This is a genomic window from Granulicatella seriolae (assembly GCF_024543085.1).
GTDB lineage: Bacteria > Bacillota > Bacilli > Lactobacillales > Aerococcaceae > Granulicatella > Granulicatella seriolae.
Genome location: NZ_JANHNZ010000004.1, coordinates 1 through 13,096 on the forward strand (window position 1 = coordinate 1; position 13,096 = coordinate 13,096).

The window sequence follows — 13,096 nt, forward strand, 5'->3', positions numbered from 1 at the left end:
CCTTGGTAGATGGTTTTTTGATAACTCTATTTTACCAATTTGGAGAGGTTCATGCTATTTTTATGGCGTAAAAGTTAGGTATATCAAGGGTTAGACACGCTTTTTTATGTTTCAAGTTTTAGTAAAGAAGGAAAAAAAGGAGCTAAAAAACAGTTGCCATATAAAAAAGCAATCTTAATTTTTTTAGGAGTGCTTGTTTTTATTGGCATAGTAGCAATTACAGTAGGGTACTCTGTTTATGGACGTATTGTCAGTGGGGCATATAGTGTCTATGTCAATACTCCTAAATCAAGCTTACGTCAAAAGAAGTTAAATGTAGATGGTCAAAATCAAATTTCACTTCTATATATTGGTGTTGAAGGCGATCCTTTAACCAAGAAAAATGCCAATCGTAGAGCCGAAACTGCGGTTGTTGTGACGTTAAATCCAAAAACAAATCAAACGACTTTAGTTGAATTGCCAACTGATTTGTCATTAAGCATTGAAGGGCACGATGAAAAGATTACTATCGCAGAGGCATACCATGAAGGAAAAGAAGATTTGGTTATTCAGACCGTTCAACAATTGTTAAATATACCAGTTGATATTTTTGTTGCTGTGGATGAAGCGAATGCAGTTGGACTAATTGATAGTTTGGGTGGAGTCGAAATTACAAGTGAATTAACACAAACTATAGGTGGTGTAAACTATACACCAGGTTCTAAGCAAGTTATTAGTGGTCAACAAGCAAGTCAACTCTTAAAAACAAAAGGTAGTAATTCAGCCGATAGCCAACGTCTACTTGATATGAAAGCTCAAATTTTTGTTAATACGGCAGATCGTTTGAATCAAGTGTCTAATGTTTTCAACTATAAAAAGTACCTTTCAGCATTTACAGCTACAGTTCAAACTAATATGTCCTTAGATGAAATGCGTAGTATTCAAACTCTTTACAAGAATAGCTTTGGGAAAGTTGTGTTTGAACAAATTAAGATCACAGAAACGACCGATGGCACCACAACAACACGTGGTATTAGCGATGAAGAGCTCCTACACATGTCGAACCTATTACGTGGACAATTAGGTTTTGTGGCTTTAACAGATTTAACCAATCCTGGTAAAGATGATCGTTTAGAAGAGGGAACTGTTCAAAATGCTAAAGAGGAATCATCAAGTTCATCCTCATCTGAAAGTCAACCAGTTCCACCTGAACCAGAAGCTCCTGTAGAGCCAGCTTATGAGCCTCCGGTGTATGAAGAGCCAGCTTATCAGCAATCAGTAAATGAAGAGCCGGAAACATCACTTCCAACACCACCAGTTGATTCAAGTTCAAGTACGCCAACTCCGCCGGTAGAATCAAGTTCATCTAACACAGCGCCAGTGGAGCCGGAACAACCATCAACTCCGGTTGAACCAGAAGCCCCATCTAACCCAGCAGAAACACCACCTCTTTCACCAGATGGTTCACAATAGAGAAATAGGGGTTAAATCTAATCAATAAGTAGAGCTACAAAAATCAGTTCTTGGTTTTTGTAGCTCTTTTAAGTAATATTGAACTATGTATGATTATAATGGTATATAGGTTCTACATACCCCTATTCTTCAGTGTCGTTGTACAAGTTGATGCCAATGCTATGTTTTAGAGATAAGGGCTTTATAGCAATAAACCATTCTCAGTAAGAACATCAGTTTATTGTAAGTTTATTTTCAATAAAAATGTAAAGAAAATTTAAGGAAATGTAATAGCTTAGTGCTATTCATTGCGTGAAAATAATAGTATACTGTTGAAGAATTGTGATGCTCAAACAATAGTAGAGGAGTCAAGAGATTGAAAAATAAAGAAGTACTTGAAAGTCGAATCGAAAAGAGAAAGAAAAAGAAATCAAGAAAGCGAATCTGGAGATACATTGGATACTTCCTTGCCATTGTTCTTCTTGCTGGAACAGTATATGGGGTCAAAGCCTATTTGGATGTTCAAAACTCCCTTAATAAAATTCAATCAGAAGTGAATGCCAATAAGTTAAGAGACTCTTCCGTCAACATTGAAGCCTCTCAACCGTTTTCTGTTCTGTTATTGGGGACAGATACTGGGATTGGTGGACGGACAGTTGAGCAAGATGGTGAGCGGTCAGATACCATGATTGTCTTGACCGTTAATCCTAAAGAACAAACAACCACTATGGTGAGTATCCCACGTGATTCCTATGTGGAAATTGCTGGAAATAATACTTATGATAAGATAAACCACGCTTATGCTTTTGGTAAGGCAGAGATGTCTATCAACACTGTTCAAAAAATGTTGAATATTCCAATCGACTATTACATTGTAGTGAATATGAAAGGTTTGAGTGAGATTGTTGATGCGGTAGGTGGGATTGATATCACTAGTCCGTTAACATTTACTTTTGATGATATTCCTTTTGAAAAAGATAAACCTGTGACACTTGATGGAATGAGAGCTTTGGCCTTTTCTAGAATGCGTTACGAAGATCCAGAAGGTGACTATGGTAGACAGCAACGCCAAAGAATGGTTATAGAAGCCATCTTAAGAAAAGCCTTAAGTCTACAAAGTTTAACCAATTATGGACCAATTCTTTCTACTATCGAAAACAACGTCTTGACCAACCTCAGCTTTAATGAAATCATGTCTATCCAATCCAAATATCAATCTAGCATCAACAACTTCTCTAGTGCAACGATTCAAGGGGATGCCATGATGATTAACAATATCTTCTATTTTTATATCCAACCTGAAGAACTCTTGCGCGTAAGTAATCTCCTACGTTCAACACTTGGCTTACAACCAAGTACCATGAGTGATTTAAATATCTTTGAAGTTGATAAAACACAAATTATTGATACGGATTCTGCTTCACCCTATGAATTGGAAGTCAACCAAGTTCAACCAGAATATTCTTCCTCGTCTACTTCAACGTCAACTTGGCAAGAAGTTGATTCTAGTTCTTATGTAGCACCAAGTCAGCCGCAATCAAATACTTCGGTCCACTCAAGTTCATCTTCTTATGAGGCACCAGAGACACCTCAATCTAGTGAAGTTTCAAGTTCAAGTTCTTCAACTGCACCAATCCCAGAAGTACCTTCTTCATCTTCGACAGAGGTACCGTCTTCAAGTGAATCCAATTAAGAGCAACATCCATAAAGGTCCAATTCTCTAGTAAATATTAATCTTTGTTAAAAAATAGATACTCTTTTACAATTGCCGGAGATATCTAGTATAATAAGCAGATGATATAGAGAAGGATGGACCTTTATTTTTTTGTGAAAGTAGGGATGAAATGAAAAACGTAGAGTCACGTCAATCTCAAAAGCTTGAACGTAAACACCGTAAGAAAAGAAAGCGGCGTATTTTTTTAGGTCTACTTCTTATTTTCGTAGCGGGAATTGTCTTTTTCCTATTCCGTGCCTTTGGAAGTTTTTCCAATATGTTGGAAGCTATTCATAATGAAGTAGATACCATCTCACTTAGAGATAAGGAAGTAAAAACAAAATCTTCAGATCCAATTTCAATACTATTGTTAGGAGTCGATTATGGTGAAGAAGAGTCTCGTTCCTTAGCTGATGGTGGAAGAACGGATACGATGTTGGTCCTAACCATTAATCCAAAAACCAAGTCTACAACATTAGTCAGTTTGCCTAGAGACACCTATGCTGAAATTATAGGCCATAATACCTATGAAAAAATTAACCATGCCTATGCTTATGGTGGTGCAGCTATGAGTATCAATACGGTGCAAAATTTACTTCAAGTACCGATTGATTATTATGTTGAAGTGAGTATGGATGGTATGAAGGGGATTGTCGATGCCATAGGTGGTATTGATATTTACAATGACTTTGACTTTACTTTTGATGATTTGCATTTTCCTGTAGGGGAGCAGCATTTGGATGGCATGTTTGCTTTGGCCTATTCTCGTATGCGGTACGAAGACCCTAATGGAGACTTTGGCCGTCAAGTTCGCCAACAAAAAGTAATTAAGGCTATTTTACAAAAAGCGATTAGTTTGGATTCCATTATGAACTACCAAAGTGTTTTCGATACCTTGGAAAATAATGTAAGAACCAACCTGACCATGAATGACTTAATAGACTTGCAGCAAAATTACCTATCATCTGTCTCTGACTTTACGCAAGAAACGCTTCATGCGCATGATATGTATGTGGACGATCTATCAACTTTTTATATTTCGAAACAAGAACTACTAAGAATCAGCAACCAATTGCGCCGTTCTTTAAATTTAAACGAGTTGACTTATGATGAGTTCAAATCATTATATGTGCCGGGAATGTCAGAAACATTTGATGGTCTAGATAAGGATGACAATGTGGTCATTGATACGCCTTACTACTATAGAAATGACAATGGTGAATTGTATGAAACAACAGGAGTATTTGGCTACTAAGATGAACTAGTCAAAGAGTTTTTGCACAAATCAATGCAATCCATTATACTGAATGAAATGAGTAAAAAAATATCTTGGAGGTTGATGAAATGAAAGGAATTATTCTTGCTGGAGGAAGTGGGACTAGATTATACCCATTAACAAAGGCTGTATCCAAACAATTAATGCCCATCTATGACAAACCAATGATTTACTACCCACTATCCATTTTAATGTTAGCTGGAATCAAGGAAGTTTTGGTGATTTCTACACCAACGGATACACCACGTTTTGAACAATTATTAGGAGATGGTTCTGATTTAGGCATTTCAATCTCTTATGCTGTTCAAGAACAGCCAAATGGTCTAGCTGAAGCCTTTATTATCGGTGCGGATTTCATTGGAGAAGATTCAGTGGCCTTGATTCTTGGTGATAATATTTATTATGGTGGCGGATTATCTAAAATGGTTCAACGTGCTGCGGCTAAAGAAAAAGGAGCGACAGTTTTTGGCTACCATGTTAATGACCCAGAACGGTTTGGTGTAGTAGAATTTGACCAAGATATGAAAGCTATTTCTATTGAAGAAAAACCAGCCAAACCAAAATCTAATTATGCTGTTACAGGGCTTTATTTCTATGACAATGATGTGGTAGAGATTGCTAAAAACATTAAGCCTTCTGACCGTGGTGAGATTGAAATTACGGATGTTAATAAGGCATACTTAGATCGTGGAGATTTAGAAGTTGAACTTATGGGACGTGGCTTTGCTTGGTTGGATACAGGGACACATGAATCTCTGTTGGAAGCATCAACCTTTGTAGAAACGATTGAAAAAAGACAAAATCTAAAAGTAGCCTGTTTAGAAGAAATTGCTTATCGCATGGGCTATATTAATAAAGAAAAGATTATTGAATTGGCACAACCATTAAAGAAAAATGCCTATGGGCAATATTTACTTAGATTAGTGGGTGAAGCATAGGATGAAAGTGATAGATACAAGTTTAGTAGATGCAAAAATTATTGAAATGGATGTTTTTGGAGACCATCGTGGCTTCTTCACAGAATCCTATTCAAAGGCTAAGTTTGAAGAAGCGGGCTTATTTTATGATTTTGTTCAAGACAACCATTCCCTATCTACACAGGCAGGTGTTTTAAGAGGACTCCATTTCCAAAAGGGAGAGGCAGCTCAAACCAAGTTGGTCAGGGTTGTATCTGGCGCTGTGCTAGATGTTATTGTCGATATCCGTAAAGGCAGCCCAACCTATGGCAAATGGGAAGGTTTTGTCTTATCAGAACACAATCATCGTCAACTATTGGTTCCAAAAGGATTTGCCCATGGTTTTGTGACCTTGACCCCAAATGTCAACTTTTTATATAAATGTGATGGTTATTATAATGGTCCAGCAGACGGAGGCATTGCTTTTGATGACCCAGATTTGGATATCAATTGGACTATTGATTACTCTAAGGCCATTACTTCAGAAAAAGATAGCAAGCACCCAACCTTAAAAGAGTTTGAGAGTCAAAACCCGTTTGTATACGGAGAAATTTAAAAAGTATTAGAGGATTAGAGAGGAAGACTGGAATGAAAAATATTATTGTGACAGGTGGAGCAGGTTTTATTGGTTCTAACTTTGTTCATTACGTTGTAAAACATCACCCTGAAGTGCATGTAACAGTTTTAGATAAACTAACTTATGCAGGAAATAAAGAAAACTTAGCTGGATTACCAGAAGACAGAGTTGAACTGGTTGTAGGAGATATTGCAGATGCTGAATTAGTGGATTCACTAGTTGCTAATGCAGATGCTGTAGTACATTATGCAGCAGAATCTCACAATGACAATTCTTTAAAAGACCCATTTCCATTTGTGCATACTAATTTGATTGGTACTTATGTTTTGATTGAAGCTTGTCGCAAACACAATGTGCGTTACCACCATGTATCGACAGATGAAGTCTATGGCGATCTCCCATTGAGAGAAGACTTGCCAGGTCATGGGGAAGGAGAAGGTGAGAAGTTTACAGACCAAACACCTTACAACCCTTCTAGTCCATATTCTTCTACTAAAGCTGGTTCAGACCTTTTAGTAAAAGCTTGGGTACGCTCATTTGGTTTGCAAGCAACCATTTCCAACTGTTCAAACAACTATGGACCATATCAACATATTGAAAAATTCATTCCACGCCAAATCACTAATATTCTTAGCGGCATTACGCCTAAATTATATGGTGAAGGCAAAAATGTTCGTGATTGGATTCATACCAACGATCATTCTTCAGCTGTATGGGCTATTTTGACTAAGGGACGTATCGGCGAAACGTATTTGATTGGTGCTGATGGAGAAGAAGATAATAATACGGTTATGGAATTAATCTTAGAATTAATGGGGCAACCAAAAGATGCCTATGAACATGTAACAGACCGTGCTGGCCATGATTTACGATATGCCATCGACTCTAGAAAATTAAGAGAAGAACTAGGGTGGCAACCAGAATTCACCAACTTTAAAGAAGGATTAGCAAACACCATCCAATGGTATACAGATAACCAAGACTGGTGGAAGAGTGAAAAAGAAGCAGTAGAAGCTAACTACGCTAAAGCTGGCCAATAGAATTGGACAAAACTAAGGAATAAGATCAAGTCACAACAGAGTCTCCAGTTTATCTGTTTGAAATCAAGGTGTAAAGCACACCGAACACATCATAGCTGTTTGGTGCTTTCGCCTAATGACAGATATGTAAAATCGGTGCGTTCTGAGATCAAGGCTCAGAACCTTGTCACCGTTTTGATTTCCGACTGATGATCTGGAGACTTGAATTTATTCAGTAGAAACTATCAAACACCATCACAGATTAGAAAGAAGAGGGAAAACCCATGATTGTTATTACAGGAGGAAATGGTCAGTTAGGAACGGAATTAAGACACCTATTAGACCAAAGAAATATCCCATATGTTGCGGCAGATATCGCTGAAATGGACATTACTAAAGAGGATGATGTTCGTGCGTTCTTAACAGAAGTCAATGCAACAACTATCTATCATTGTGCTGCCTACACTGCAGTTGATAAAGCAGAAGATGAAGGAAAAGAGCTAAACCATTTAGTCAATGTAGTTGGAACCAAGAATGTTGCTTCTGTAGCAGCAGAATTAGGTGCTACTATTGTTTACCTATCAACTGACTATGTATTCGATGGTACAAAATTAGAAGAATACACCATTGAAGATGACGTTAATCCAAAGAGTGAGTATGGTCGTAGCAAATATGAGGGCGAAGTTGCTATTATGGAGAGTGGTGCACCTTACTATATTGTTCGTACTTCATGGGTTTTTGGTCAATATGGTCATAACTTTGTTTTCACTATGCAAAACCTAGCGAAAACAAGGGATACTTTAACCGTAGTAAACGACCAACACGGTAGACCTACTTGGACACGCAACTTGGCAGAATTTATGACACATTTAGTTGATAGTCATGCTGAACAGGGATTATACTTCTTCTCAAATGATAATAGTTGTACTTGGTTTGATTTTGCAACAGAAATCTTAAAGGATACAGAGGTGACTGTTTTACCTGTTACTTCTGATCAATTTCCACAAAAGGCTTATAGACCAAAACACTCTGTTATGGATTTGAGCAAAGCGAAGGCGACAGGATTCCACATTCCAACTTGGCAAGAAGCTCTAGAAACATTTTTAGGTCAAATTGATGGAAATAAGTAATTCTACGAAAATAATAGTTCATGCAGTAGTGGTGCTTTACAAAACAGAGATTGATGCGTCAACGACCATAAAAAGTCTTCAGAACATGGAAGAGCCATTGCTAGCCTTATCTAAGCAATATGACATAGGGTTTTCGCTTACTGTATCAGATAACAGTTCTGAAGTTAATGAAACATCTGACAAGCAGACCATTTTCAAAGAAATTTCTTGTGACTATAGTCCTAATCAAGGGAATAGCGGCTTGGCTGCAGCCTATAATCAAGTTTTAGACAAGCTTTCTGATCAAGATTACTTACTGTTGTTGGATCAAGATACGCACTTAAGTTTGACCTATTTTGAAGAATTATTTGCTACGGTATCTAAAAACACTCAAAAGGTTAGTGTATGGGTGCCACGAATGATGTCGGAACAGTTGCAGATTTCTCCGATATTTAGCGAAAAAGTATCTAAATCTTTTGCTGAATTACCTGAACCAGGTGTTTACAAAGAAGGAATTATGGCTATTAATTCAGCTTCTGTCTTTCAGGCAGAGGTATTGAAAGACATGGGTGGATTTTCTTTAGATTTTCCATTGGATTATCTAGACCATTGGGTATTTTTTCAACTTTCGCAAAATAACGTTCCAATTCAGGTGCTAGAAAGCCAAATGCCGCATCAGCTTTCTGTAATGGATTACAATACAGTTTCTCTTCAAAGATACCAATCCATTCTAGATTCAGAATATCGCTTTTATAAGGAAATTGATGCTAGTAAATTTTCTAAATTTCGTTTTCATTTATTATTGCGCATGTTTAAGCAGCTCTTAAAAGTAAAAGATAAAAAGATTGCTCATTATACACTAAAAAAATTTATTAAAGGATAAACCTATGTTAGAAAAAATTGAAAAATTACTGTTACATCTAATGGTTATTGAATTAATCATTGGTGGTGGAGGCCATCTCTTTAATATCTCAAGTGTTTCTCCAGTCTCCATCCGAATTATCTTATTTGCACTCTTGCTAGTGGTATATGGAATCAGAGTCTTAACAAATGGGGGCATATTGAATAAGGAAGTCAATACCTTCTTAAAATTTGACTATCTTTCTATCAGTATCTATCTGCTCCTTTTTTGGTCAGTGTTTTCTGCTGGTCTTGGTTTGATGTACCATCATCCACGCGGTTTAATTATTACTGACCTCTTACGCGTAGTTTACTTGTTGACTTTCTTCCCATTTAGATATTATTTCGATAAACAATTGATTCAAAAGAAGACGATTATGAACTATCTTCTTTGGGGCTCACTGTTTATTGCTGTGTTCACAATAGCCATCGATTTATTGGGTATGATCGTCTTTAGACAGTCTTATGGAACTTACTATGAGTTTGTAAATCAGCTATGGGGCAAAGAACTCTTCTTTAGACCAAGTGGTGGTGCTTTTTACAAAGGGCACTTTATGATGTTGGTGGGCATGTTAGTTGCCTGTAAGGACCTGACTTCTGGTAAAAAAATTATCCCTAATTTAGCCTTAGTTATCTTGGGATACTTATCTATCTACCTATCAGAAACTAGAGGTTTAATCTTAGTTTTTGCTATCGGAATTGCTGCATTGACCGTTTTAGATTATCTGGGTATTTTCTTCCAACAAGGTCTAAGTTCCTTTAAAAATCAATTTTTAAGCCGTAAGAACATACAACGACTGGCCATTTATATGGTGCTCATTATCTCAGTTCCTTTAATGTACCGTGAAATGACCAATTCACGATTTGGTGCCATTGATTTTGAGGTTGGCCAACAAACCAATGGAGAAGAAGTTGTGATTGAGGATAGTAGTGTCAACAAACGGGTTGAACTGTTTAAAGCATCGAAAGATATTAGCCTTTCAAGCCCAGTAACCTTTGTAGTAGGGAATGGCTATGGAAGTAAGATTTTAGATCGGACAACTGGTATCGAAATGAGTTTTGTGGACATTCAAGTAGAACAAGGCTTGGTTGGTTCACTTTTATGGCTTAACTTTTTATTCATGCCAATCCTGTTTTTGTTTAAGTATCTGCCGCTAAAGAAAATTATAGGGCAATTTGCACTACCGATTAGTATCCTACTTTCTATTTTTGTATTAACCAATATTAATCCATTTTTGAACAGTCCAATTGGAATCGGAATGGTTATCGGAATAGCTGCAATAAATTCAGTCACTTTAAAAGAAAAGGTGTGAGAAAATGATTTCGGTTTGTTTAGCGACCTATAATGGCTCTAACTTCATTGAGCGTCAACTTACATCAATTGTTAGTCAATTGACGACCTCAGATGAGATTGTCATTGTTGATGATTGCTCGACGGATGATACGATTGCCATCATTGAGAGAATGCACCTCCCACAGGTTCAAGTTTTTAAGAACGCTCAAAATATGGGAGTCATTAAAAGTTTCGAATATGGATTAAGTCAATGTCATGGAGATATTATCTTTTTATCCGACCAAGACGATGTTTGGCTGCCCAATAAGGTTAAAAATGTCATGGAAATTTTCGATCAAAATCCATCTGTTAAGTTAGTTTTGCACGATGGACAAGTGGTAGACAATAACTTAGGTCTTATTGCTGATTCGTGGATGCGTCATAAACACTTAAAAGCTAGTAAGAGTGTCCAATCTATAATAATCAAAAACTATTTCACTGGATGTATGATGGCCTTTAAACCAGAAATCCGTGAGATTAGTTTGCCATTTCCAAATTCAATTGAAATGCATGACCAATGGATTGGGATTACAACTCTGATTAATGATCCAGACTCATTCTATTATTTAGACCAACCATTGATTCAATTTGTTCGTCATGGAAGTAACTTAACAGATACGCATAATCGTCCCTTATCTGTTAAAATTATGGGTCGTTTAAAACTAATCTGGGCTATTCTACAATATCGCTTAAAAAGGGTGAGAAAATGAAAACAGCTGTCTTAGTTTCTTGCTTTGATTACTATCCCAATAGGTTGGAGTTAATAGAATCTTATTTAGTAGAAAATGGCTATCAAGTCACTTATATCACATCAAATTATGACCCAGTTATCAGAGGAGAATTTGTTTCAAGCAATCCTGCTGCCATTCAAATTCCGGTTATTCAATATAAAAAAAGTATCTCTATAGATAGAGTTCGCTCACACTATGGCTTTGCTAAAGGAGTTTATCAAAACCTACTAGAGATTAAGCCAGACTTAGTTGTGGCCATGTTACCACCAAATTTTGTTTCTTACTTTGTTGCTAAATACAAAAAAAAGTTTCCACATACCAAACTTGTGTTGGATATCTATGATTTATGGCCACAATCATTTCCATCAGAGAAAGCTAAAAAAGTCTTAGCTTTGCCATTTTATTTTTGGTCATTGTTAAGGAACTCTAGTCTAAAGAATGCTGACTTGATTTTAACGGAGTGCCACTACTATCAGGATATGCTAAGGGATGTTTTGCCAAAAAATGTTCCAATCTCTACTTTTTATTTAGCACGTAAAAAAAGTCAAGAAGATAAAAAGTCTGTCTTGGATAAGCAAGAGATTCGCTTTTGTTATTTAGGTTCTATCAATAATGTCATCGATATTGATGGTATCGTAAGCCTTTTGGATGCAGTCAATCACCAAAGACCGGTGAAGATTGAGATTATCGGTGGTGGGCAAAGAACGGAAGAATTCATGGACAAACTCAAAGCACATGGTATTGAGATTGTTTTCCATGGCAAAATTTTTGATGATGCTGAGAAACAAGAAATTTTCAATCGTTGCCACTACGGTATTAACATGATGAAAGATACGGTAGCGGTCGGCTTGACCATGAAGTCCTTAGATTATTTTAATGGCAATCTACCTATTGTGAATACCATTAAAGGGGACACTAAGCAATTAGTTGAAGACTATCAAGTTGGCGTTAATATTAATTTGAATGATTTAAACAAGTCCGTTAAAGATGTTTTAGAAATGGCGGATGACCATGAACCTTTGATGAGGTCGCAAGTAGAGTCTGTCTTTAATCACTATTTTTCAGTAGATGCGGTCAATCAAACTGTTCGAAAAGCTCTTGAAGATAGCTTAATAATCAATAGAAAGTTGGAGATCTAAAGTGAGAATTGGTACTGTAATAGTAACTTATAATCCAGATAATAATGTTCTTCAACTGATTCAAGAGTGCATTAGTCAAGCAACCCAAGTATTAGTAGTAGATAATGGAAGCAATCAAAATGACCCAACCATTTTAGCCATCAACGATTTGCTTCAAGATCATAAAGAATTAAAGTACACCTCTTTAGAGAAAAATTTTGGTCTAGCCTTCGCACAAAATGTCGGCATTAAAGAGTTTGAAGACTTACACTTTGACCGAGTAGTTTTCTTTGACCAAGACTCTCAGATCCCAAAAGATTTCTTTGAAAGCATGTCAAGGACGTTTGATACACTCTTAGATGAAGGTGAACCAGTTGGTATTTTAGCTCCTAATTATTTAGACAAAAATATTTTAGAATATGCCCATTTTGCTAAGCTAACACCAAATGGCTATCAAGATATTACCTTAAAATCAGATGAAACGGCGGAAGTGTCTTTTGTGATTTCTTCTGGTAGTATGATGCCAGTTGCTATCTTCAAGGAGATTGGTGACTTTAATCAAGAATTTTTTATTGACCAAGTGGATACAGAGTTTTGTTTACGTGTTTTGTCGCATGGCTATAAAATATTTGCCACAGCAGCATGCACCTTGGCTCATACCATTGGCAACCGAACTAAGAAACGACTCTTATTTTTGACCATTAAACCAAATCATCACAGCTCAAAACGTAAATTCTATATTACCAGAAATGGTGTCAAGACCATGCTACTTTACAAGGAAGAATTTCCTGGATTTCGTAAGTTAATGACTTATCGTTTAATTCATGATGCTATGGCGGTTGTTTTCTTTGAAAAAGATAAGCTTAAGAAATTAGGCGCTATGTATCAAGGAATTCGTCAAGCGTATAAACCATATGAAGAGTGGGATTGAG

The 13,096-nt window shown here is 36.6% G+C and carries 12 protein-coding genes; all 12 read left to right on the forward strand.

Annotated features, from left to right (window positions below):
- Positions 1–153 precede the first annotated feature (153 nt).
- The 12 genes from NPA36_RS05165 (at position 154) to NPA36_RS05220 (ending at position 13,095) form a co-directional block, all read left to right on the forward strand.
- Positions 154–1,452, forward strand: a complete 1,299-nt coding sequence (locus NPA36_RS05165; RefSeq protein WP_256945053.1) for an LCP family glycopolymer transferase — start codon at positions 154–156, stop codon at positions 1,450–1,452.
- A gap of 355 nt (positions 1,453–1,807) precedes the next feature.
- Positions 1,808–3,124, forward strand: a complete 1,317-nt coding sequence (locus NPA36_RS05170) for an LCP family glycopolymer transferase (protein ID WP_256945054.1) — start codon at positions 1,808–1,810, stop codon at positions 3,122–3,124.
- A 151-nt stretch (positions 3,125–3,275) separates the two neighbouring features.
- A complete protein-coding gene (locus tag NPA36_RS05175) occupies positions 3,276–4,400 on the forward strand; it encodes an LCP family glycopolymer transferase (protein ID WP_256945055.1) in 1,125 nt (374 codons plus the stop codon).
- Between the two features lie 89 nt (positions 4,401–4,489).
- On the forward strand, positions 4,490–5,359 hold the full coding sequence (gene rfbA, locus NPA36_RS05180; RefSeq protein ID WP_256945056.1) for a glucose-1-phosphate thymidylyltransferase RfbA: 870 nt from the start codon (positions 4,490–4,492) through the stop codon (positions 5,357–5,359).
- Between the two features lies 1 nt (position 5,360).
- Entirely contained in the window at positions 5,361–5,933 is a 573-nt protein-coding gene (gene rfbC / locus NPA36_RS05185; protein ID WP_256945057.1) for a dTDP-4-dehydrorhamnose 3,5-epimerase, read from the forward strand.
- A gap of 32 nt (positions 5,934–5,965) precedes the next feature.
- Positions 5,966–6,994: a dTDP-glucose 4,6-dehydratase gene (gene rfbB / locus NPA36_RS05190; protein ID WP_256945058.1), complete on the forward strand. Its 1,029-nt coding sequence runs from the start codon at positions 5,966–5,968 to the stop codon at positions 6,992–6,994.
- Between the two features lie 263 nt (positions 6,995–7,257).
- On the forward strand, positions 7,258–8,103 hold the full coding sequence (rfbD, locus tag NPA36_RS05195; RefSeq protein WP_256945059.1) for a dTDP-4-dehydrorhamnose reductase: 846 nt from the start codon (positions 7,258–7,260) through the stop codon (positions 8,101–8,103).
- Entirely contained in the window at positions 8,090–8,965 is an 876-nt protein-coding gene (locus NPA36_RS05200) for a glycosyltransferase family protein (protein WP_256945060.1), read from the forward strand. The genes rfbD and NPA36_RS05200 overlap by 14 nt, the downstream gene beginning before the upstream one ends.
- Positions 8,966–8,969: 4 nt before the next feature.
- Positions 8,970–10,295: a hypothetical protein gene (locus NPA36_RS05205; protein WP_256945061.1), complete on the forward strand. Its 1,326-nt coding sequence runs from the start codon at positions 8,970–8,972 to the stop codon at positions 10,293–10,295.
- 4 nt (positions 10,296–10,299) lie between these two features.
- A complete protein-coding gene (locus NPA36_RS05210; RefSeq protein WP_256945062.1) occupies positions 10,300–11,025 on the forward strand; it encodes a glycosyltransferase in 726 nt (241 codons plus the stop codon).
- The gene (locus NPA36_RS05215) at positions 11,022–12,185 is read left to right on the forward strand and encodes a glycosyltransferase (RefSeq protein ID WP_256945063.1); all 1,164 of its coding nucleotides are present in this window, start codon (positions 11,022–11,024) and stop codon (positions 12,183–12,185) included. Before NPA36_RS05210 ends, NPA36_RS05215 begins: the two co-directional genes overlap by 4 nt.
- Before the next feature lies 1 nt (position 12,186).
- Positions 12,187–13,095 carry a glycosyltransferase family 2 protein gene (locus tag NPA36_RS05220; protein ID WP_256945064.1) on the forward strand — a complete coding sequence of 303 codons (909 nt, stop codon included), beginning with the start codon at positions 12,187–12,189 and terminating at the stop codon, positions 13,093–13,095.
- Position 13,096 lies beyond the last annotated feature (1 nt).

Coding starts and splice junctions, on each gene's coding strand:
- NPA36_RS05175 (WP_256945055.1), top strand. CDS start 3,276: ATGAAAAACGTAGAGTCACGTCAATCTCAAAAGCTTGAACGTAAACAC.
- rfbA (WP_256945056.1), top strand. CDS start 4,490: ATGAAAGGAATTATTCTTGCTGGAGGAAGTGGGACTAGATTATACCCA.
- rfbC (WP_256945057.1), top strand. CDS start 5,361: ATGAAAGTGATAGATACAAGTTTAGTAGATGCAAAAATTATTGAAATG.
- rfbB (WP_256945058.1), top strand. CDS start 5,966: ATGAAAAATATTATTGTGACAGGTGGAGCAGGTTTTATTGGTTCTAAC.
- rfbD (WP_256945059.1), top strand. CDS start 7,258: ATGATTGTTATTACAGGAGGAAATGGTCAGTTAGGAACGGAATTAAGA.
- NPA36_RS05200 (WP_256945060.1), top strand. CDS start 8,090: ATGGAAATAAGTAATTCTACGAAAATAATAGTTCATGCAGTAGTGGTG.
- NPA36_RS05205 (WP_256945061.1), top strand. CDS start 8,970: ATGTTAGAAAAAATTGAAAAATTACTGTTACATCTAATGGTTATTGAA.
- NPA36_RS05210 (WP_256945062.1), top strand. CDS start 10,300: ATGATTTCGGTTTGTTTAGCGACCTATAATGGCTCTAACTTCATTGAG.
- NPA36_RS05215 (WP_256945063.1), top strand. CDS start 11,022: ATGAAAACAGCTGTCTTAGTTTCTTGCTTTGATTACTATCCCAATAGG.